Source organism: Mesorhizobium sp. M1004, assembly GCF_040318795.1.
Taxonomy (GTDB): domain Bacteria; phylum Pseudomonadota; class Alphaproteobacteria; order Rhizobiales; family Rhizobiaceae; genus Mesorhizobium.
This window is the reverse complement of the sequence record NZ_JAMYNB010000011.1, coordinates 142102-160930: the sequence shown is the minus strand read 5'-3', so window position 1 is coordinate 160930 and position 18829 is coordinate 142102. Positions and strand designations below refer to the sequence as shown.

Annotated in this window: 29 protein-coding genes; 23 read left to right on the top strand and 6 right to left on the bottom strand. The window is 58.9% G+C overall.

All coding sequences use genetic code 11. The annotated features are described in order from the left end of the window. Positions 1–195: 195 nt before the first annotated feature. From NKH54_RS22960 to NKH54_RS22945, 4 genes are all read right to left on the bottom strand, one after another. Positions 196–603, bottom strand: a complete 408-nt coding sequence (locus tag NKH54_RS22960) for a DUF930 domain-containing protein (RefSeq protein WP_032889884.1) — start codon at positions 601–603, stop codon at positions 196–198. A gap of 118 nt (positions 604–721) precedes the next feature. Beyond that, positions 722–1648, bottom strand: coding sequence for a glycosyltransferase family 2 protein (locus NKH54_RS22955; RefSeq protein WP_353028972.1), 927 nt, complete (start codon positions 1646–1648; stop codon positions 722–724). After that, entirely contained in the window at positions 1649–2848 is a 1200-nt protein-coding gene (locus tag NKH54_RS22950) for an FAD-dependent oxidoreductase (protein ID WP_353028971.1), read from the bottom strand. Positions 2849–2912: 64 nt separating this feature from the next. After that, a complete protein-coding gene (locus NKH54_RS22945) occupies positions 2913–3302 on the bottom strand; it encodes a sugar 3,4-ketoisomerase (protein ID WP_023730596.1) in 390 nt (129 codons plus the stop codon). Positions 3303–3733: 431 nt separating this feature from the next. Here NKH54_RS22945 and NKH54_RS22940 point away from each other — a divergent pair, with 431 nt between their 5' ends. Beyond that, positions 3734–4465, top strand: coding sequence for a hypothetical protein (locus NKH54_RS22940; RefSeq protein WP_353028970.1), 732 nt, complete (start codon positions 3734–3736; stop codon positions 4463–4465). 347 nt (positions 4466–4812) lie between these two features. Here the strand turns inward: NKH54_RS22940 and NKH54_RS22935 are convergent, their stop codons facing one another. Continuing rightward, on the bottom strand, positions 4813–5004 hold the full coding sequence (locus tag NKH54_RS22935) for a DUF3606 domain-containing protein (protein ID WP_023668952.1): 192 nt from the start codon (positions 5002–5004) through the stop codon (positions 4813–4815). Positions 5005–5190: 186 nt separating this feature from the next. Between NKH54_RS22935 and NKH54_RS22930 the strand changes: the two genes are divergently transcribed. The 12 genes from NKH54_RS22930 to NKH54_RS22875 all read left to right on the top strand — a co-directional run bounded on the left by NKH54_RS22930 (position 5191) and on the right by NKH54_RS22875 (position 12470). Next, positions 5191–5352 carry a hypothetical protein gene (locus tag NKH54_RS22930; protein ID WP_352654748.1) on the top strand — a complete coding sequence of 54 codons (162 nt, stop codon included), beginning with the start codon at positions 5191–5193 and terminating at the stop codon, positions 5350–5352. A gap of 303 nt (positions 5353–5655) precedes the next feature. Beyond that, complete coding sequence (locus tag NKH54_RS22925) at positions 5656–6900, top strand: tyrosine-type recombinase/integrase (protein ID WP_353028969.1); 1245 nt, start codon at positions 5656–5658, stop codon at positions 6898–6900. Positions 6901–7236: 336 nt separating this feature from the next. Next, positions 7237–7446: a helix-turn-helix domain-containing protein gene (locus tag NKH54_RS22920; protein WP_353028968.1), complete on the top strand. Its 210-nt coding sequence runs from the start codon at positions 7237–7239 to the stop codon at positions 7444–7446. A 79-nt stretch (positions 7447–7525) separates the two neighbouring features. Further along, positions 7526–7873 carry a winged helix domain-containing protein gene (locus NKH54_RS22915; RefSeq protein ID WP_352504331.1) on the top strand — a complete coding sequence of 116 codons (348 nt, stop codon included), beginning with the start codon at positions 7526–7528 and terminating at the stop codon, positions 7871–7873. After that, positions 7870–8052, top strand: a complete 183-nt coding sequence (locus NKH54_RS22910) for a hypothetical protein (protein ID WP_353028967.1) — start codon at positions 7870–7872, stop codon at positions 8050–8052. The genes NKH54_RS22915 and NKH54_RS22910 overlap by 4 nt, the downstream gene beginning before the upstream one ends. After that, positions 8053–8904: a hypothetical protein gene (locus NKH54_RS22905; protein WP_353028966.1), complete on the top strand. Its 852-nt coding sequence runs from the start codon at positions 8053–8055 to the stop codon at positions 8902–8904. Continuing rightward, on the top strand, positions 8905–9180 hold the full coding sequence (locus NKH54_RS22900) for a DUF6074 family protein (protein WP_353028965.1): 276 nt from the start codon (positions 8905–8907) through the stop codon (positions 9178–9180). Between the two features lie 25 nt (positions 9181–9205). Beyond that, positions 9206–10039 (top strand): ribonuclease H family protein, encoded by an 834-nt coding sequence (locus NKH54_RS22895; protein ID WP_353028964.1) that lies wholly within the window; start codon positions 9206–9208, stop codon positions 10037–10039. A 94-nt stretch (positions 10040–10133) separates the two neighbouring features. Then, complete coding sequence (locus NKH54_RS22890; RefSeq protein WP_353028963.1) at positions 10134–10436, top strand: hypothetical protein; 303 nt, start codon at positions 10134–10136, stop codon at positions 10434–10436. After that, entirely contained in the window at positions 10429–10608 is a 180-nt protein-coding gene (locus NKH54_RS22885) for a hypothetical protein (RefSeq protein WP_353028962.1), read from the top strand. Before NKH54_RS22890 ends, NKH54_RS22885 begins: the two co-directional genes overlap by 8 nt. Continuing rightward, positions 10601–11065 carry a terminase small subunit-like protein gene (locus NKH54_RS22880; protein WP_352841257.1) on the top strand — a complete coding sequence of 155 codons (465 nt, stop codon included), beginning with the start codon at positions 10601–10603 and terminating at the stop codon, positions 11063–11065. Before NKH54_RS22885 ends, NKH54_RS22880 begins: the two co-directional genes overlap by 8 nt. After that, positions 11043–12470 (top strand): hypothetical protein, encoded by a 1428-nt coding sequence (locus NKH54_RS22875; protein WP_353028961.1) that lies wholly within the window; start codon positions 11043–11045, stop codon positions 12468–12470. Before NKH54_RS22880 ends, NKH54_RS22875 begins: the two co-directional genes overlap by 23 nt. Positions 12471–12472: 2 nt before the next feature. Here the strand turns inward: NKH54_RS22875 and NKH54_RS22870 are convergent, their stop codons facing one another. Further along, a complete protein-coding gene (locus NKH54_RS22870) occupies positions 12473–12967 on the bottom strand; it encodes a YfbU family protein (protein ID WP_353028960.1) in 495 nt (164 codons plus the stop codon). A gap of 243 nt (positions 12968–13210) precedes the next feature. Here NKH54_RS22870 and NKH54_RS22865 point away from each other — a divergent pair, with 243 nt between their 5' ends. The 10 genes from NKH54_RS22865 to NKH54_RS22820 all read left to right on the top strand — a co-directional run bounded on the left by NKH54_RS22865 (position 13211) and on the right by NKH54_RS22820 (position 18819). Continuing rightward, on the top strand, positions 13211–14230 hold the full coding sequence (locus NKH54_RS22865) for a hypothetical protein (protein WP_353028959.1): 1020 nt from the start codon (positions 13211–13213) through the stop codon (positions 14228–14230). A gap of 223 nt (positions 14231–14453) precedes the next feature. Then, positions 14454–15209 carry a glycosyltransferase gene (locus NKH54_RS22860; RefSeq protein ID WP_353028958.1) on the top strand — a complete coding sequence of 252 codons (756 nt, stop codon included), beginning with the start codon at positions 14454–14456 and terminating at the stop codon, positions 15207–15209. Positions 15210–15216: 7 nt separating this feature from the next. Next, on the top strand, positions 15217–15987 hold the full coding sequence (locus NKH54_RS22855; protein ID WP_353028957.1) for a glycoside hydrolase family 108 protein: 771 nt from the start codon (positions 15217–15219) through the stop codon (positions 15985–15987). Between the two features lie 2 nt (positions 15988–15989). Further along, positions 15990–16205: a hypothetical protein gene (locus NKH54_RS22850; protein WP_352841267.1), complete on the top strand. Its 216-nt coding sequence runs from the start codon at positions 15990–15992 to the stop codon at positions 16203–16205. Further along, a complete protein-coding gene (locus NKH54_RS22845) occupies positions 16202–16447 on the top strand; it encodes an ABC transporter permease (protein WP_353028956.1) in 246 nt (81 codons plus the stop codon). The genes NKH54_RS22850 and NKH54_RS22845 overlap by 4 nt, the downstream gene beginning before the upstream one ends. Continuing rightward, the gene (locus tag NKH54_RS22840; RefSeq protein ID WP_353028955.1) at positions 16432–16623 is read left to right on the top strand and encodes a hypothetical protein; all 192 of its coding nucleotides are present in this window, start codon (positions 16432–16434) and stop codon (positions 16621–16623) included. The genes NKH54_RS22845 and NKH54_RS22840 overlap by 16 nt, the downstream gene beginning before the upstream one ends. After that, a complete protein-coding gene (locus NKH54_RS22835; RefSeq protein ID WP_353028954.1) occupies positions 16623–16940 on the top strand; it encodes a hypothetical protein in 318 nt (105 codons plus the stop codon). Before NKH54_RS22840 ends, NKH54_RS22835 begins: the two co-directional genes overlap by 1 nt. Positions 16941–17068: 128 nt before the next feature. Next, entirely contained in the window at positions 17069–17794 is a 726-nt protein-coding gene (locus NKH54_RS22830; RefSeq protein WP_353028953.1) for a TIGR04255 family protein, read from the top strand. Then, complete coding sequence (locus NKH54_RS22825) at positions 17791–18372, top strand: hypothetical protein (RefSeq protein ID WP_353028952.1); 582 nt, start codon at positions 17791–17793, stop codon at positions 18370–18372. Before NKH54_RS22830 ends, NKH54_RS22825 begins: the two co-directional genes overlap by 4 nt. Continuing rightward, positions 18373–18819, top strand: a complete 447-nt coding sequence (locus tag NKH54_RS22820) for a hypothetical protein (RefSeq protein WP_353028951.1) — start codon at positions 18373–18375, stop codon at positions 18817–18819. The last annotated feature ends 10 nt before the right edge of the window (positions 18820–18829 follow it).

The following is an 18829-nucleotide window of genomic DNA, read 5'->3' as shown; positions in this document are numbered from 1 at the left end:
TTCCCGCGCGTCAAGAGACTGCCGGCGCAATTCCAGGAAAAGTGCGTAGCGGTTTTCCGTCCGGAATTATGCAAAAACAAAGAGTTAGAGTGGGTCGGCTGCTCCATAAAAAGCTGAACCGCTCTAACGGCCGACGCTGAAAGCACGGGAATAGGGAAGGTCGTTCTGCCAGAGAGAATTCTGGTCGCAGAGAATTCAGTCGTAGAGATTGTACTTCGCCCAGTCGGCTTCCGGAATCTCGTCGCCAATGCGGTAACGGAACTGCAGGACCTCCATATGGTCCGGCGCCGTCTCGCATTTGAACTTCAGCCGGTACCACTGCCCCTTGCTGCGGAAGGCAGCGCCCGGGCTGCGGATGGCATCGGCTTTCATTTCCGGCGTCGCGAAGGCGTAGGCGACGACGCGGTCTGCCTTGTACTTGTGGTCGTCATGGCTGATGCGGTCGAGCACTTCGGCGTCGCATCTCTGCTCCAGCCGGGTCTCCGGGTCGAGTTTCAGCAGGCCGGCGCGCAGGGCGGCGTCCATCGCGTGGGCGGGCCAGGCCAGCGTCACCGAAGCCAGCGCCGCAAGGAATAGTTTTTTCATGGGCGGGAGAACGACCATATCTCGCGTGAAAAATCAACCGGAGTGCCATTTTGGGGCAGCCGGATGTGCCCGGAATCGCCGTTGGCCGGGCAGGGGGTTTTGACGCAGCCGCTTTGACACGTCGCCGGCGCCATTCTTATTTGTCCGGGCTGCCATGCACCGATAGCCTGTTTCGCCGTCTTTCCGCTTCTCGCGATCGCGGCACCCACCGCCACGGCCGCAAGGCGATATAGACAGCGAGGAAGGCTCTTTGTGCAAGGCCGGCCTCGCTGTGCCAGAGCTCCCTTATCCCCGCCGCCCGCAAGGCCCTTCGTTGGGTGCTGTTGCGGTCCCAGCGCCGGCTGATGCTGCCCGCCCGGTAGTATTTGTGGCAGAGCACTTGCGGCACGCGGACAAAGCCGCCGAGCAGCGACAGATGCAGAAGCCAGGTCCAGTCGGCGCTGAATTCGCCTTGGCTGTTGGGCTTGATCCCGCCGCTACGGTGGAACGCCCAGGCCCTGAATATCCCACGATTGGGAACCCACCATCCATGCGGCTGGCGCGCCATCGCCCGGCCACGCGCAAAACCGTCCTGCAAGCCCTCCAGCAGGTCGAACTTCCACGTGGCACTTTCGCCGCTGACTTCGATCACTTCGACGTCGCTGAACGACAGTACGGCCTCGGGATTGGCATCGAGCGCCCGCACCAGCGCCTCGATATAGGTTGGATCGATGACGTCGTCATGGAAGGCAAAGAACATCAATTCGCCGCTGGCATTGGCCATCAGATCGTTGGAGTTCTTCAGCCATCCCAGGTTTTTGTCCCGGCGCAGGATACGGACATCGTCGCGGCCGCTGGCGAAGGCTGAAACGATCTCGAATGTCGCGTCGGTCGAATTGTCCTCGCCGACCAGGATCTCGACATTGTCCCAGGTCTGCGCGGCGAGGCTGTCCAGCGTACGCGAAATGAATGCCGCCGAATTGTAGCACGGCACCAGCGCCGTGACCTTCGGCCGCCAGCCGGATCGAAGCTGGACTTGTTTCTGCGCTACCTGCTTCGCGCCGCCCTGTTCTGTCTCACCCATTCACTCGATCCCGCAGATTTGCCGCGCCAGCCTGTCGGCAAGCCACGGCGCCGTCGAATATTTACCTGTGTCGACCGAGATGTAGTTGCCCAGGCGGTTGACCCCGAATTGGTCGCGGCGATGGATCGTGGCTTTCGGGTCGCTGAGCGAACCACGCCCTTGCGCAAACACGAAGCCGCCGCGTACCTCAAGCTCCTCGGCATCGTCGAACATGCTGGAAACACTGGGCAACAACCGGGCGAGCGTGGCGCGAACGTTGCCGATGAACCGCTGTCGTGCGTCGGCATCGAGCGCTTGCGGCGTTTCGATCGACAATTCGCCACTCTCCGCAAGCAACCCGCTCGGGTACCAGGAGAGATAGAAGTTGCGCCCGTCATAGTTTTTTATGTCGCCGAACGGGCCAAGGGCGACGACCGCGCACGGCACATCGACAGGCTGGCTGGTGCGGCCGAACAGGCAAAGCCTGTAGCGGTGCGACCATCCGGGAACCGGCTCGATGCCGGCCGTGCGGTCGACAGCCAGCCGCCCCTCCCAAAGGCAATTGACGACGATGTCGAACGCCTCACTTTTTTCGCTTGCGACCGCCACGCGCCATTTCCTGTCAATTCCGTCCACCGGCTGTGCCGACAGGACTTTGGCCGCCATCCGCAAGCTGATATTGGGTTCACCCCGAAGCGCCGCGCAAAGCCGGTCGGCAACCCATCGCGTGTTGACGGATCGCTCCGGCACCTGGAAGCCCCCGACGATCTGGTCCGAGTTGGTGACATCGGCCAATTCAGTTTTGGAAAGCCGATTCGATCGCGCCGCCGATACGTCGGCAAGGTAGCTGGTGGCGTCAGCGTGGCTGCGCACCAATACATCTACACGTTCAAAGATCGCCCCCAGCGCCTCGACAGCGACGACCGAGTTGCGATGGACCAGATAAAGGTCTTCCGAAAAGGTCGTGTGCGCTTCCAGATTGCTTCCGATCAGCTCGGAAACAAGCCTGCCGAAACACAGTCCTCCCGAAAGCAGATGCCGGGCGGTCAGCAGCGAGGGATCGTTCCCGTAGAGATAGCCGAGATGAATCTTGCCCTCGTTCCAACGGCTGGCGCAGGCCATCGGCTCGCTCTCCTTGTCGAAGAGGGACACCGCGTAGCCTCTGCGGGCCATCATGAGAGCGAGGCTGGCGCCCATGATGCCGGCGCCGAGAATAGCCATTCTACCGCGAGGCGCTGTCATGTCCTGGCGCGCATCGCGGCCTCTCCTTTCCTGACGATTGTCATCAGGGATACGAGACGTAGTCTTTAGGGTCGTATTCGGTATCGCAGAAAACCAGCAAAGACGGGTTCTCGCCTTTATAGGTCTGCAGCGCCCAAACCGGGGCGTCGACCAGCACCGCGCGGTTCGATGCGGTGAGCGTCAGCCGTTCGATCCGTTCCTGGTAGCGAAATTCGATGCCGATCTCGCCCGACAGCTGCATCATCAATTGCCGGCCCGAGCCGTGTGCATGTCCCCCCCGCGACGTGCCGCGCGGCGCGGTGACGACGAACGCCCGCACGGCTTGGAAATTGTAACCGCTGAACTCGATAGCGGTCAGCATTCCCCTGGGATCGCTATGTAACGAAGTGGGGATCTCGGTGACCTTGCCGCCAAAGAACGTTCGATGCTGCATAACGTAAGCCCGCCAGATGCCGGTCGAAATTTTACCTCAGACTAGCGCTTATATCAAAAGACAGGGAATACAACCACTTAGGCGGTGTTTGGGAACACTGCAGCGGATCGATGTCGAGCTCGGCCTCAGGCCGATAGGTGCCGACTACCGAAGGTCGCCGCGCCGTCACGACTTCTGAGTCGCGGCCGAAACCACGGCTTAAGACCTTGGTCTGAGCGGTCTAGGACCTTTGAGTTCGGAAGGCCGGCCGGTTCCAAGGAGGGTGATCTACTTCAGCAATTTCAAAGAGTTATGCTGGTTGGCGTTTCGCCGGCCGGCCGCTTCGTTCTCGCAATGAAAGCACATCTATATCTAAGTTTACCCTTTGTGTTAGCGATTCCTCATGTTGCCCGCTATAGCGGTTCGTGGCGGTGGCAATCTCGGAGGTAGTTATGACATCCCGAAAGACCCTTTTTGCTGCATTTGCGGTGTTCTCGCTTCTGGTGTCGCCGGCCCTGGCTGCTGCTGGTGGCAACGGCCATGGTAACGGCCATGGCAATGGTAACGGCAATGGCAATGGCAATAGCGGAGGAAACGGTAATGCTGGCGGCAATGGCGGAGGCGGCGGTTCGGTCGGCAAGTCGGCATCCGCCAAGGGCCAGGCCCCTAAGAGCCAGGTCGCCAAGGCCGCTACCCCTTCTGTGTCCAAGGAAAAGAATATCCATGCCAAGCTCGGCCGGTTGAACTCGCTGCAGCGCAACGCCAACGCCTTTATGCACTCCAAGAGCAAGAACTTCGCTGGCGTGCAGGCTTTTGTGACACAGTCGGCAATAGCCAAGAACGCTCAATCGGCGCTCGATGCCGCTAATCAGGCGGTTACGGACGCCAAAGCGGCGCTCGACGCGCTGAATGCGAAAGCGGCTGACCCGAATACCCTGCCCGAAGATGTCCCGACGCAGGCCGACCTCGATGCAGCACAGGCAGCGCTCGATGACGCCACCCAGGATGCGGCCGCTGCTCAGACCGCCGCCACAGCTGCCGCTGCCAACGTCCCATCGATCGATGCAGCCCTTGCCCAAATGGCCAACAAGCCCGTTGACCCTGAGGTGACAGATTGGGCCAATAGCGTACTTGCCGACAAGATCGACCAAGTAGCCGCCAAGCTGGCGCCGGCCGCGCCTTAAGGCCCCATGCGGCGGCAGCGATCCAATCGACGATAAGCCGTCGGGTCCGCCCGGCGGCTGCACCTTTCTCGCCTATCTGCAGCGTTGGTCCCAATGCAGGTCCGAGATTCTGGTCATGGCTATTTTGCGAAATCTCCAGCCGGGCCGCCGTCCTCAAGGCTGAATTCATGCGTGCTTCGCGCATCTTCATCGACCACACGAAACCAATGCTCCTGAAGCGCTCTAGGCGACACCCTTTGGCCCGTGACCTTCTCTACCGCAGATAACGGATCATCGGCGCTTGTGGCCTGAGTTGAGACACACTCCTCTCCATGCCACTCTTCCACCTGGTACTCTGGCATGCCGGCCTACCTACCGCTCCCCAGAGCCTTCGCTTCCCGCTCCAGCGTCTCGCGTCGGTTGCCGTGCTTCGCGATCAATTCCTTGACCTGCTGCGGGGTGATGCCGGCCTTGGTGGCGAAATACTCGACTTCATAATCCTCATCGGCAGAGACGCGGTCCCGATCGCGGAAGTCCGTCTTCGTTTTGTCGTCGGCCATTTGCTTTGCTCCTGGTTGAATGATCAACCGCAACGTGCAGCCGCAGCCTTTTGTTGCAGCGGAGCCCGGATTTCCGAAACGGTCACATGGGAAAACGGCCCTCAGTCGCAGGAGGTGCTGGTGTTGCTGTAACTTTGAACGGAACGGTTCTTCTCCTTGACGGTTGTGACGTGAAGGAGATGTTTCATGTTTGAAAGTGTCATGTGGTTGATCGTCGTTGCTGGTGGGCCACTGTTGCTGGCCCTACTGATTGCATACGTTCTTATGACCCGACGCCACCGTGGTCCTGCAGAACGCATGGAAAGCGACCGCGCGACCAAACGGCTCTATAGCCAGGACGAACGTTGATCCTTAGGCTGGCGCAACGTTTGCGCCCACGCTGGCCCGCTGCCTCGCGGTGGCAGGCTTCTTCGTTTTAGGAAGTTAGGAATAACTTAGGAAAGATTTGGCCCTCTTTGAAAATACAGAGGCAATTCAGCACGGTAGCCAAATATCTGGCGGAGGGAGTGTCTTCTAAACCCCCGTCCGCTGGCGTTTGCCGGGGTACGAAATATGCGTTGATTCCCTTGGCTTTTCGGCATTCTTCGTTTGCTGCTATCCGGTGCAATCCGCTAACATCGCACATCGAAGTTAGGCACGGAGTTGCTGGGAATGGTTCGCTCGCTCAATCTGCTCGCCGAAACGACCATCCGAAAGAAAGACCTGAAGGCTGGTCGGTATAGCGACGGGGGCGGGCTCTACTTGCGCGTCAAGAAAGAGGGGACCAAGTCCTGGGCCTTCATTCACTTCAAGGGCTCTGGCGCCGACCGCGCATGGAAGGAAGCCGGGCTCGGCTCCTATCCCTCCGTTTCCTTGAAGGATGCGCGGATCGCGGCGACCGACTGTCGCGACCGTCTGCGCCGCGGCCTCGAACCAATCGACCCGGAAGCCAAGGCCGAAGTGCCAACCTTTGCCGAATGCGCTGCAGACTTCATTGCCGAAGTCGGCAAGAGCTGGTCGAATCCCAAGCACAAGGCGCAATGGGAAATGACCCTAGGCGAAGCCTACTGCAAGCCGATCCTGAAAAAGCCGGTCGACAAGGTAACCACCGCCGATGTTCTCGAAATCCTGAAACCCGTCTGGCAAAAGAAACCGGAAACGGCGCAAAGACTGCGTGGCCGGATTGAACGGGTGCTGGACTTCGCCAAGGCCTCGGGTCATCGATCGGGCGAAAACCCTGCCTTGTGGCGCGGCCATCTTCAACACCTGCTGGCGAAGGGACAGAAGCTCTTACGCGGGCATCACAGCGCGATGGCCTATGGCGACGTGCCGGCGTTCGCGAAGCGCCTGCGGGCATCTGAAGCCCTGTCTGCGAAGGCGCTAGACTTCCTCATCCTGACAGCGGCGCGCTCGGGCGAAGTTCTCGGCGCGACCTGGCCCGAGTTGGATCTGGCGGAAAAGGTGTGGACTGTGCCGGCGGCGCGGATGAAGGCCCGGAAGGTCCATCGCGTTCCTCTGACCGACGCCGCCCTGGCTATCCTGCGCCCGCTCTATGATGTTCGCTTGTCCGATGACGGCCATGTTTTCCCGGGCGAGGACCGGCGGGGCGTTCTTGGCCCGCTATCGGTGATGGCAATGGCAATGCAGATGCGCCGCATGGAAGTCGGGCAGTTCACGCCGCATGGCTTCCGGTCGGCCTTCAGGGATTGGGCCGGCGACAACACTAGCTTCCCGCGCGAAGTCGCGGAAGCAGCTCTTGCCCACAAGGTAGGTGACGCGGTCGAGAATGCTTATCGCCGGTCTGATGCTTTGGAGAAGAGACGCAAGTTGATGGCGGCGTGGTCCAACTATCTCGATTCGCCTGCGTCAAGAGGCAAAGAACGCAACCTTCGGCTTGTTGGGGGAAACAGCGAATAGTTGTTTCCCAGAGTGGCTCGAGTCTTGACGCGCGAATCGCAGAAGCCGATATTGCTGGAGTCGAGGGTTTACTGTTGAGGACCGATCGCGGCTGTTTGTGCCGGCCGCGATATTCGATCAAAGGAGGGGCGTAGAGCCCCCCAATCCCGTGCATATAGCCTGGAGGAGGCAAAAAATTAGGTCTTTAGCGACGGCGCTTTGCCGTACCTGTAGGCCAGAACCAAAAGGGAACAAAAACGCTGTTAACACTACATCTAGTGTTCGACCGGACTCTGCAAAAATGCTAGTGTTTCCAGTCATTTGTTGAGTACGTCCAGCAACGAAAGGAACCTGAAGTTGAGTTCAAATCCAGTGGCTTACACGGTCTCATCGTTCTGCGATGCTTACGGCATCCGGCGCAATCTGGCCTATGACGAAATGAAGGCCGGTCGGCTGGAATATCGCAAGGCCGGCCGAAAGACCCTGATCCGAAAAGTTGATGCTGATGCTTGGCTCGGCGGGCTTCCTAAGGGAAACCCTGAGCCGCCCTCGGCGGGGGAAGCATGAGCGGTCTGCAAACCGCTCATGCCAATCTGCCTCTATCTTTCGCAACCCCTCCCCAGGGATCTGAAAAAGGAACCAGACGATGCATGACTTAGCAGGCGCCGCAGGGCGCGTTAATTCACATTCTGCAACGGCGAACAAGAAAATCAGCGTCAAGGTCAAGGTAGAGCCGGACGGCCGGACGGTGCAGCTCGAAGGGCGCGCGGCCTGGATGATGCTGGAACTGATCAAAGCCGGCCCGCGCGGCGTCACCACAATCGAGCTGCCAGCAGGAATTCGAGTCTCTCACGCGGTTTACCTCCTGCGCCGCGAAGGCTTCATCATTTCCATGCAGCGAGAAGCCCACGGCGGCGAATTCGCAGGTGTCCATGGCAGATTCAGAATCGAAACGCCTTGCATCATCCTTGAAGATACGGCGGTGGCTGCATGAGCGGCGCCGCCGGCAAGTCCGAAAGCTCGGTCGACCTCGCCGCCAATTGGCTGGCAACCGGGTCGGTAGATCGCATCAAGGCGATTGTGCCGCAACTCCAAGACAAGTTCGGCCTGTCTGCTCTGCAGGCGGTTCAAGCGATGCGCGAAAGCCGTCTCGTCCTGGCGAGGGCGCACTAGATGCAAATCGCCGCCGCTGCCAAGGCGCGTCACAGCGCCAACCGGACAGGCAAGAAGAAAGTGGGGCGGTGCGTCCTGGCTGAAAAGCCGCGCATCGTCGCGCCTTTCCAAGTGACCAGCCTTCGCGTCCGAGAAATCGAACGGGTCATCACCAGCCGGTTCGGGGTCGTCCTGCCCGAAACAGACGATGCCGACATCTTCATCCAAGCCGCCGCCTATGGGCTCAACGCGCATTGCCACCGCAACGGGCTCGATCTCGATCCGGTGCTTGCGGGCTGGTGTAGCCGCTGGGCGCCGTGGGCGTTGCAGCGGGCGGGTACGATCCTCCGGCCGATTTTGAATATGCTCGTCGGTCGGAAGTACGACATGAAGGCCGACGATGTGGCGCGCCACCTGCTGATTTCGATGTGGGAACGCTCGGCGCTCGAACTTCGGACCATCGGCGCCCACGATATTCCGATTAAGACCCGCAAGGGCATCGCCAAAAGCGTCAAGCGCTCCAATGATCGGGTCCGGCAGTCGGCGAAGCGCCGGGCGAGGGGCGTTCAGCCGCGCGAAAGCTGGCTCGCCGCAAATTCTCTGTCAAAAGCTCGCCCGTGGGATGCCGAAAATATTTCTCGGGCTCAATGGTATCGCCGTCAACGTGAGACAGCTCCGTCGCTATTAGGTATTTCTACCAAAGGCGACACACTTGTCTCATCGGTCGGTCTTGGCGCGGCTTTGGTCATCGTGGCGCATCCGTCAATGTCCCTTCCTTTCCTCCAAAGCAGAATCGGCGCCGCAAGCGCCAACGTCGACGCCGAACAGTGCGACGTTGAAGAAGTACTCTGCCAGATGGGAGTTGCGAGTTAGATGGAACAGAACCAAGACAAAATGGCATCGCTCGTTCCCTTTCCGCTGCATCGCAATGCGCGGCTGGTGCGGGAAACAATCGACATTCTGCACAAGCGCCACGGCGCCGCCGCCGATCGATTCTGGCGCACGACAGTCAACCGGCAAATCGGGCAGATGCAAAACTGTGGCCTGCACGACCAAGCCGTCATCAAGGATCAAATCGAAATGTTCGCCGTGGTGGTGTTCGACGCGTTGCGCGCCACGGCAGTTCAACAGGATGGTGACGCGGCATGAGCAACCTTAATGGAGGTAGGAACGAATGACCGCTTACCAATGGCCGGCGGGGCTCGAACCGCTGCGCAAGTGGCTCGTCGCTCAAGGGGTCGACACGAAGTCGATAGTCAGCGAGCGCCAGGCCGCCTTCTTTGTCCAGAAACAGAGCGACCAGCGCCTGAAGTTTCCGGCTGACCGCTCGGCCTCTCATTTCCCGCTGCTCAAGCGGCTGCAGGATATTATCTGCGCTGGCGCGGAAACGCCTCGGCCGGTGCCTACACGCGGTCAACCGTTCGTGCCGAAGAAAAAGGGCAAAGCCAAGCCGGCACATGGACAGACGCACGAGATGCCAGCGGATTCGCTGGTGATCTACTGTGACGGGTGCTGCGAACCGAATCCCGGGGTCGGCGGGTGGGGCTTTGCGGTCTATCGGGAAGGCGTTGAGATTGATGCCAGCTTCGGCGGCATGGCCACTGCCACAAACAACACGATGGAGCTGACAGGCCTACTAATGGCTCTGGCTTGGGTTGCTGCGTCGGCGCCGGCCGAACCTGTGATGATCTATTGCGATAGCCAATATGCCGTCAAAGGCCTGAACGAGTGGGTTCCGGGCTGGAAGGCGAAGGGCTGGAAGCGAAAGGGCGAAAACGCCAGCGAGAAAAACCAGACAATCGCCAATCTCGCGCTGTGGCAGGCAGTCGACAAGGCGCGGGATGACCTGCAGTTCGTCAAGGTCAAGTGGGTAAAGGGCCATGACGGCGCGGTGGGCAACGAGCGGGCCGACGAGCTGGCCGGGCAGGGGCGCGAAGAGGCTGTCTCTATGGAAGTGACGCCGCTCGATCTGATCCGCCAGCAGCTCGACTATTCGGCGAGGGCGTGAATTGAAGCTGCATCATCGGTCTGAACATCGTCCATCCCGACCATTCCATTCCTACTCAAGCTTCAACAAGAAGGGCGGAAGGGTCGACGAGAACGTGAAGCGCCAGCGCAACAGGGCGCTCGATCTGTACCAGGAGATGGCGACCTACGAGACGATTGCCGGGTGTCTGGACATTTCGGTGACGACAGTCGTCCAGTACGTCGCGAGGGCACGGCAACAGGGCGATGTCCGCGCCAATCGAGCTTTCAAGCATCGCGGCAGGTTGCAGGCTTTGCAGAGACGGAAATCGATACGCGAGATGAGCGCGCTGGGCATGTCGGCACGAGAAATCGCCAAGCGCCTCGGCATCAACGTGCGCCTGGTGCAGATCAGGCTGAAGGAAGCGGCGAATGGATGAACGTCCAAGACTCTCCGCCCGATCGGCATCAGAAAAGACAGACGATTGGCCGCTCTGGTTCATAGCCGACGAGGCGGGGCGGAATGTCCTCCAGGATGGCCGTTGGTACGGCGGCAAGTTCGACACGCGTGACGCCTGCGAACGGCGGGAGAAGGAAGCCACCAATGGCTAGGCCAAGCATGTTCACCCAGGAGATAGCGGACACGATCTGCGAAAAGCTCGCGGACGGGAAAAGCCTGCGATCGATCTGCGAAGCGGAGGACATGCCCGACCGAACGACAGTGTTCAATTGGCTGCTCAAGCCTGAGCGCGCGGAGTTCTTCGACCAGTACACACGCGCGCGCGAACTCCAGGCCGACACCCACGTTGATGAGATGCCCGACATCGCGGACGACAGCCGCAACGACTACATGACCAAGGTCAACGGTGATGGTTCGACATCGGAAGCGTTGAACAGCGAGAATATCCAGCGCGCACGACTGAGGATCGACACCCGCAAATGGATTGCAGCTCGCATGAGGCCGAAGAAATATGGCGACAAGGTAGCACTCACAAACGGTGAGGGCGGCCCGCTTGTCGTCCAGGTGCTGAAACTGTCCGAAGCCAATGCCGACGATACAGCTTCCTAACGCCGGCTGGCGCCCGCGCTGGTATCAGCGGAAGGCCTGGAACACATGGGAGCAGGGGTGCAAGCGCCAGTTGCTGGTCTGGCACCGCCGCGCCGGCAAAGACGAGATCAATCTGAACATGCATGCTGTCTCGGCGCATGAGCGGCCGGGAACGTATTGGCACATGCTCCCAGAGGCCGCACAGGCGCGCAAGGCGATATGGAACGCTGTCAACCCGCACACCAGCAAGCGGCGGCTGTTCGAGGCCTTCCCAGAGCCCCTTATCGAGAACATGAACGACAATGAAATGTTCATCCGCTTCAAGGTCGGATCGACGTTCCAGGTCGTGGGCTCAGACAACTTCAATAGCTTGGTCGGCTCGCCGCCGGTCGGCATCACGTTTTCGGAATGGGCTCTGGCCAACCCTGCAGCCTGGGCCTACCTGTCGCCGATCCTGGCAGAGAACGGCGGCTGGGCTTCGTTCATCACCACGCCGCGCGGCAACAACCACGCCAAGGGCATGCTAGACGCGGTGAAGGGCAACGTCTTCCATCCGCAGACGAATCCCCGCGGCTGGTTCAGCGAGGTGTTGCCGGCGAGCGTCACCGGAGCGATCGACGAGCTGACAATCGAGGAACAGCGCACCGTCTACACCGGCCTTTTTGGCAAAGAGACGGCCGACCTGCTCATTGACCAGGAATATTACTGCTCATTCGCGGGCGCGCTGATCGGCTCTTATTGGGGCTCGGAAATCGCGAGAGCCGAGCGCGAGGGCCGCATAGGAGGCATGGTCAAGGTTGATCCGGCCTATCCGGTGCATACCGCGTGGGATCTGGGCAAGGCGGCCAACAACCCGATCTGGTGTTTTCAGGTCATCAACGGCGTTCCGTACATCGTTGATTTCTACGTCCCGGAAAGCGAGGACATCGCCGACTGGTGCAGATGGCTGGACGAGAAGGGCTATCACGGCAACGACTATGTGCCGCACGACATCATGCATCCGCAGTGGGGAACGTCGCGGACGCGGCTCCAGACGCTACGGGAACACGGTCGCAAGCCGAAGATGGTCGGCTTGGCCAGCTTTGCCGATGGTGTCAACGCGGGCCTTCAGACGATCAAGGTGGCGCGCTTCGCGACCAATGAACGGGTCGCGGATGGCATCGAGGGCCTGAAGGCTTTCCGGCGAGAATATGACGAGGACAAAAAGGTGTTCATCAACACGCCGGTCAAGAACTGGGGCGAGCATTACGCGTCAGCGTTCCGATATCTCGGGCTGTCGTGGCGCGAGGAAATCGTTGCCACGGTCAAACCGAAGCCGCAGGACAAGGACACCTACACCGCCATGCCTGACGGATCTGTGCGGAGCAGCCAGACGGTCAAAGAAGCGGTCGACGCGATGGTAAGGCGCCGCAGGGCTCGGGGTTAACCCTACGAGCCATCCGCAATCTTTTCGATTTGCTCCGGTGTCAATTTCGTCGGCTTGCCCAGGGCGCGCCATGTTTGAAGCATCCGTCGGTAGTGCAAAAGCGATGAAGAGCTGTGCGAGTTGTCCGGCCACTCAGAAAGCTCGGTGAATTTTCCTTGCTTGCGTCTCACAAATTTGGCGAAGCTATAGTAACCATCCGGCTCATTTGCATCGAAGCCTTCGAATTGGGCCCCCAGGCTTTTTGGGACGTATGACAAGTCTTTCTTCGAATACTCAAGCAGTCTAAACAGATTGAGGATCTCAAGCACTTCATCGCAAGTCTCTCGATCGACGTGCCCTTCGCTGATCATCGGATTCAGCTGGTCATAAAATAGTTCATAGCCGTAACTGACAATTTCCTGCTGCTCTTCGTATTCAGCAGCGCGAGCAGGATCGACGGTCTTAAGGATCTCTAGCTGATTGTAGATGATCACGCGTTGAGCCTGAGTAAGGTCCATATATCCTCCGATGCCGTTATTATTTAGCGGGACCAACACTTGGCCCCATGCTCCAAGTCAATCACTTGTAGGTGCGCCACTTCCAAATGCAAGCGGCTAATGTTTTCGTCCTCGCCTCGGCAAATTGCCTCCAGTCAACCGATTGGAGCGCTTATGCCTCGTGCTGGCGGAGTATATTCGGCGCCTCCGGGCACTACGGCCACGCCGAACACGACTGTTCAAAGCGCGCCGTATAACGCCCTGGTGGCCGATCTGGTGGCTGATGCCAATGCAGCCAGGCCAGTTTCGGCGGGCGGCTCGGGGTCTGCGACATCAGTAGGCGGCAACGACAATTTCAACCTGTACGGGTCTGACCTTGCCTCGGCCGCTACGGTCAATCTTGCAAACGCCACCGGATCGATCGTCAACATCACTGGAACGGTGACGATTACCGCGCTTGGAACGGTCGCGGCCGGAGCGGAGCGCGTTCTAGTGTTCGGCGGCGTGCTGACGTTCACCCATAATGCGACAAGCCTTATCCTGCCAGGCGGCGCTAACATCACCACGGCGGCCGGCGACGTTGCAACGATGCGTTCGAAGGGTTCGGGCAACTGGATATGCACAGACTACCAGCGCGCCAACGGCGCACCTGTTGCCATCCCAGCATCGACGACTATCGTTACCCCCACATTGACGCTGAAGCAGAGCGCAGCCCCCGCGCCGACTGCAGAAGGCGATATCCAGTGGGATACCGACGACAACGTGCTGGTGATCGGCGACGGGGCGGCCCAGCAGATTTTCGTACCGTTGCCCGCGTCTACGGCAGCCGGCGATCTGCTCTATCTCTCAGGCGCGAAAGTCTACACCAGGCTTCCGAAGGGAACGGCCGGTCAAGCACTCGTCATGAATGCCGGCGCAACCGCACCCTCTTGGGTGAGCATCCCTTTCACCAAGTCGTACGAAAGTGCTCAGCAGACGATCACGGCCGGCGGTACTCTGACACTAGCGCATGGCTTGGGCGTTCAGCCAAAGCTGTATATCGCTGTCTTGCAGTGTACTACCGCGAATCTGGGATATTCGATTGCCGACGAAGTTGCGATCAACCCTGCACTAAACACTACCGACGCCAACGTACAGGCAATTAGCATGGTTCCAGACGTCACCAATCTGAATATTCGGATCGGGGCTAATTCTAGCTCACTGAAAATTCTTAATAAGGGCGGGACAGGCCTTAACGATATAACGAATACGAGTTGGAGGCTTGTTTTCAGAGCCTGGGCCTAAGCATCTTGCAAGAATTGTCTGATCGTCTACAAGTCGCTTCATGAGGGTAACATTTGTTGTGCAAGGCAGGATTCCCTGCCAAGGCTATGGCGGTACGCAACGTCAAGTCGACTGGCTGGCGACTACGCTAGTAGCTTTAGGGCATCGCGTCACAATAGTTGCTGGTCCCGGCTCATCCCATCCCCTTTGTGACGTACGGCAGGCCACGTCTGCCGCCGCGAGCGTGGCCGCAATCCCAGCGGATACCGATCTCGTACATTTTAACGGCTGGTACGATGCTGAGACCAACCACCGGGCACTGTACACGTTGCACGGCTATGTGCTCAACACGCCAAGAGAAGGGCTAAACTGGAGCTTCGTCAGCGCCAGCCATGCGCGGAACCATAACCGGGGAGCATTCGTCTATAACGGCTTTCCGGTCGACAATTACCGGCTTGCAGACAAGAAGACTGACAGGCTGTTGTTTCTAGGCGGCATAGCCAGGGCTGGAAAGGGTCTTGACCGCGCCGTGGATCTTGCGAAGAAATTCCAATTTGACCTCGATGTTGCGGGCGGCGCCCGCTGGAAGTTGCTCGGCCGAACTCGAACGAGAGGCCTTTTTTTCAAAAGTCTCTCAAGCCGGTTCAACTTTGCCGGAACCGTCGACGGAGACGAAAAACTTCGCCTGCTGGGCGAGGCAAAGGCTTTCCTCAACCCGATCGCCTGGGATGAGCCGTTCGGCATGGCGCCTGTCGAGGCCATGCTATGCGGGACACCAGTGCTAACCACAAGGCGCGGCGCGCTGCCGGAAACAGTGGATGCCGATACCGGGCGGTTTTTCGACACAGACGAGGAATTCGAGGCAGGCCTAAACGATATCGGCGGCATGTCGGCAAAGCGGTGCCGGGATTCGGTCTCAGACAGGTTTCCCATAGCTAAGACGGCGAAGGGCTACCTCGATCTGTATGCCCGAATCCTCGAGGGTGAGCTGCTCTCCTAAAGGCGGCATGAACACCAGCCGCCCGGCCAACGGCAAGCGGCTAATACTTTCGCGGGCATGCAATCAGAGTGCGCAACCAAGGAAATCGCCTTGGAGTCCACCAATGGACCGCAACTTCGCGCGCTCGCTTGCGCTCGTCCTCAAGTCCGAAGGCGGGTGGAGCGACAATCCGGCCGATCCCGGCGGCGCAACCATGAAGGGCGTGACGCTGGCCAATTTCCGCCGCTACGTGAAGGCGGATGCGACGAAGGACGATCTGCGCCATATCACCGACGCGCAGATCGCCACTGTTTATCGCCGCTTTTATTGGGATGCGGTCGCTGGCGCCGAACTACCCGATGGCGTCGATTATGCCACCTTTGACTTCGCGGTCAACTCAGGCCCAAGCCGAGCTGCCAAGTACCTTCAGGGCGAGGCCGGCGTGGCGCGGGACGGGCGCATAGGCCCAGCGACCATCGCAGCGCTGGGCAAGGTGCCATCCGGCGCTATCATCGATGCGCTTTGCGACGATCGGCTTGACTTCCTGAAGCGGCTTCCGACATGGCCGACCTTCGGCAAGGGCTGGGCCTCTCGCGTCGAAAGCGTGCGTAGGGCGTCCCTGTCGATGACGATACAGCCAGCAGCCTCGCCAGCACTCGCGAAGCCCATCCCGGCTCCGCAGCCGCCCGTAGCGCCTCCTGCCGCCCCTGTGCCGCCTGCTGCCCCGGCGTATGTCGAGCGCAATCCGTTCTGGGCAGCCCTGTTTGCGATCCTGCGCGCAATTTTCAAAAGGAAGTGACCGTGGAAAAGGTAAAGCCCTGGTGGCAGTCCATTGCAGTCTGGGCAGGCGTTTTCTCGCTGCTCAACTCGGCGGGGCTCGCTGGAATCAACATCGATTTCTCGACTGGTGATTTCACCGGCAACATCCACGAGTTGGGCGCCTCGCTGGTCGGATTTGCTGCGAGCGCCGGCATGATCTGGGGCCGCATCCGCGCGACCACAAGGCTGCACAAATGACCGTCCTGCTCACCGCCTTCCTTGAACACTTCGCGCCTTACGCCTTGGCGACCGGCGCCGGGCTGGTTGCTCTACTGGGCTGGGGCTTTCATCAACGACTGGCAGGCGCCAAGGCAGAACGCAACAAACAGGCAGCCGAAGAGGCCAAGGCCAAGTCCGTTGCTGATCAGGTGGAGAACGATGTCGGTGCGCTACCTGGCGGCCTAGCGAAGGAAAGGCTCAAGAAATGGTCAAGGGGCTGATGCTTGCTCTGCTTATCGCGTTTACCGGCTGCACCACTGCGAAGGGCAGCTTTTGCGTTGTGTCGAGCCCGTTGCGGCCATCCGCCAAAACGGTCGATGCGCTTTCTGATGCCGAAGCGCGGGCGCTGCTAGCCTACAATCTCAAGGGCGAGCGTCTTTGCGGGTGGAAGCCGTGATGCACGAACTCTTCGATCTGCTCGGTATCAAAGGGCCAGTGGTTGCCGCTGGCCTGGCGGGCGGCGTTCTCAGAGCCCTGTCGCGGCATCGCTACAAGGTCCGCGAGATGGTAGCCTCGCCGATCTGTGGCGCGCTCGCCGCGGCGTATCTGACGCTGCCTGTGGTGACCTATTTCAAGGCGACGGGCCTGCCGATACCTGATCCGGCTGACGATACCACCACGCTGGCGGCGGCTTTCCTCATTGGAGTCAGCGCTATGTGGATTTCGGATATCCTATTCGAATTTCTGGTAAGGAAGCTGCAAGCCCGTGATTGAGTTCTCGTATCGTACGAGGCGACCTGATGCGCGGACGAGTGACATAGGCGCTCTTGCGGCCATCGAGCCCATGTGCTGTTACTCACCGCAGGCGAGAGAGTCACTCGCCGAAGGGGACGGCTGATCTGATGCCTACTTATCGTCGCGCACCGATAGTCGAGGCGGTCATAGAGCTGAGGCTAGAGACCCCATTGCCAATTAGGCAGGCAGAGAAATTTCGCGACAGGATGAAAAAGACCTACCCCGTCGTGAAGGACCGAATGGAATTCGAGGTGCTTTTCGAAGGAGGCAAGACCGCCGCGGTGAATTCGACCATCACCGGGTTCAATATGAACTCGACAGATAGTGTCGACGTCCTTTTGATCCAGACTAAGGGATTTTCGACCGCAAGACTAGCGCCATACGAGGGCTGGGAGGCCTTGAAGGCGAGGCTGATCGACAGTTACGAAGTTTTTATGAAGCTATTCGGCCGCCTTCCCGTAGCTGCTGCGTCGACCAGGTTCATTAATCGCGTCGACATTCCGGACTCAGTCATCCTTGGCCAAGACATCGACAGTTTTTTTCGCTTCGGCGTTCAATCACCGAAAGGACTGTTCAAAAGCTGCTCCGGTTTCTCCGTCACCGCTGACGTTGTTGAGAGCGAAACAGGGCTAGCCGCAAAGGTTACATGTGCATCCGACGCCAGCCCTCTCATTGACCATCAGTCATTTCTGGTCGACATTGATGTCCGGACAATTGAAAAATTGCCGATGAGACAGGACGAAATGTGGGCAAAAGTAGACGAGTTGAGGAAGGCAAAGAACAATTTTTTTGAAGCTTCTATCACTGATCGGGTGAGGGATCTTATATCATGAATGCTATGGTACAAAATTTCTCTGACCCCGGAACTCTTTCTGTTAAGTTCGGTCGGAAGTCCAATTCTTTAGAAAATGACGCGTGGCCATTCGCCAGCTCGCCGAGAAGACGAGAGGCTTTGTCGGATGAACCAGACCGCTTTACGGCAAATATTCCTGCTTCTGCAAATCACGCAGAGAAAATATTTGACACTTTGATAGCGCTCAAAGTGGAAACCTCAAAAGTTGCGATGCATCTATCGATTGCCGCTCGCAATAGAATCTTTGCAGAGCTCGATTATATTCTTGATGTCGAGACATGGGATGAGGGGGACTATCTCCCTGATATTGAGTCCTACAAGCGTTTCCTTAAGTGGATTATCTTTACCGGAGATACAACTTGGACGTCACTAGGAGTGGACGATGGCGGACGCATCCTTGTTGCCTGGGTGCGAGAGCAACAAACGATGACTGCCAACTTTGATGAAGTCGTAAGATGGACAAAAAGGGCAGACATGGAGGGTGCAATTCAGATTTCCCTAGGCGAATTCACCTTGACGCATTTTGCTCGGCAATCGAACGCATTCCTGGGCGAATAAATGAAGTTAGTAAATGTCCCTGACGGCCACCATGTTGTCCGGCACTGCAAGAAACGTCTCGCAATCCGCGATGCATCAGGCGCGGTCGTAGGAGTTCACCCTGATCTATTTATACTGCGGCCACCAATTGCGCCTAAAACTCTCCCAGAAAAATATCTGTCGGCATTCTATTATGAGTTTTTTGGCGGAACGGCTGCTCAGCAGATGGCCGGATGCACGGCTGCCCTTCCTTTCGCGCCGAAGAAGGGGGACGCGATGGTGAGAATGGAGGCCTCGCTGATCAGGGCTCAGGGGATAGCTAACAAGGCACCGATCCGAGTACTGCATGAAGCGTCGCACCCGACGATTCCGTCAAAGGCGCAGATTGTAGGGGTACCTGCACCCCCGAATCAAAAGTTGAACGCAGATTTGGCTAATAAGGCTGTCGTGGCTATCGAAGTCGTCTAATAGCATTCAA

Coding starts and splice junctions, on each gene's coding strand:
- NKH54_RS22960 (WP_032889884.1), bottom strand. CDS start 603: ATGGTCGTTCTCCCGCCCATGAAAAAACTATTCCTTGCGGCGCTGGCT.
- NKH54_RS22955 (WP_353028972.1), bottom strand. CDS start 1,648: ATGGGTGAGACAGAACAGGGCGGCGCGAAGCAGGTAGCGCAGAAACAA.
- NKH54_RS22950 (WP_353028971.1), bottom strand. CDS start 2,848: ATGGCTATTCTCGGCGCCGGCATCATGGGCGCCAGCCTCGCTCTCATG.
- NKH54_RS22945 (WP_023730596.1), bottom strand. CDS start 3,302: ATGCAGCATCGAACGTTCTTTGGCGGCAAGGTCACCGAGATCCCCACT.
- NKH54_RS22940 (WP_353028970.1), top strand. CDS start 3,734: ATGACATCCCGAAAGACCCTTTTTGCTGCATTTGCGGTGTTCTCGCTT.
- NKH54_RS22935 (WP_023668952.1), bottom strand. CDS start 5,004: ATGGCCGACGACAAAACGAAGACGGACTTCCGCGATCGGGACCGCGTC.
- NKH54_RS22930 (WP_352654748.1), top strand. CDS start 5,191: ATGTTTGAAAGTGTCATGTGGTTGATCGTCGTTGCTGGTGGGCCACTG.
- NKH54_RS22925 (WP_353028969.1), top strand. CDS start 5,656: ATGGTTCGCTCGCTCAATCTGCTCGCCGAAACGACCATCCGAAAGAAA.
- NKH54_RS22915 (WP_352504331.1), top strand. CDS start 7,526: ATGCATGACTTAGCAGGCGCCGCAGGGCGCGTTAATTCACATTCTGCA.
- NKH54_RS22910 (WP_353028967.1), top strand. CDS start 7,870: ATGAGCGGCGCCGCCGGCAAGTCCGAAAGCTCGGTCGACCTCGCCGCC.
- NKH54_RS22905 (WP_353028966.1), top strand. CDS start 8,053: ATGCAAATCGCCGCCGCTGCCAAGGCGCGTCACAGCGCCAACCGGACA.
- NKH54_RS22900 (WP_353028965.1), top strand. CDS start 8,905: ATGGAACAGAACCAAGACAAAATGGCATCGCTCGTTCCCTTTCCGCTG.
- NKH54_RS22895 (WP_353028964.1), top strand. CDS start 9,206: ATGACCGCTTACCAATGGCCGGCGGGGCTCGAACCGCTGCGCAAGTGG.
- NKH54_RS22885 (WP_353028962.1), top strand. CDS start 10,429: ATGGATGAACGTCCAAGACTCTCCGCCCGATCGGCATCAGAAAAGACA.
- NKH54_RS22880 (WP_352841257.1), top strand. CDS start 10,601: ATGGCTAGGCCAAGCATGTTCACCCAGGAGATAGCGGACACGATCTGC.
- NKH54_RS22875 (WP_353028961.1), top strand. CDS start 11,043: ATGCCGACGATACAGCTTCCTAACGCCGGCTGGCGCCCGCGCTGGTAT.
- NKH54_RS22870 (WP_353028960.1), bottom strand. CDS start 12,967: ATGGACCTTACTCAGGCTCAACGCGTGATCATCTACAATCAGCTAGAG.
- NKH54_RS22855 (WP_353028957.1), top strand. CDS start 15,217: ATGAACACCAGCCGCCCGGCCAACGGCAAGCGGCTAATACTTTCGCGG.
- NKH54_RS22845 (WP_353028956.1), top strand. CDS start 16,202: ATGACCGTCCTGCTCACCGCCTTCCTTGAACACTTCGCGCCTTACGCC.
- NKH54_RS22840 (WP_353028955.1), top strand. CDS start 16,432: ATGGTCAAGGGGCTGATGCTTGCTCTGCTTATCGCGTTTACCGGCTGC.
- NKH54_RS22835 (WP_353028954.1), top strand. CDS start 16,623: ATGCACGAACTCTTCGATCTGCTCGGTATCAAAGGGCCAGTGGTTGCC.
- NKH54_RS22830 (WP_353028953.1), top strand. CDS start 17,069: ATGCCTACTTATCGTCGCGCACCGATAGTCGAGGCGGTCATAGAGCTG.
- NKH54_RS22825 (WP_353028952.1), top strand. CDS start 17,791: ATGAATGCTATGGTACAAAATTTCTCTGACCCCGGAACTCTTTCTGTT.
- NKH54_RS22820 (WP_353028951.1), top strand. CDS start 18,373: ATGAAGTTAGTAAATGTCCCTGACGGCCACCATGTTGTCCGGCACTGC.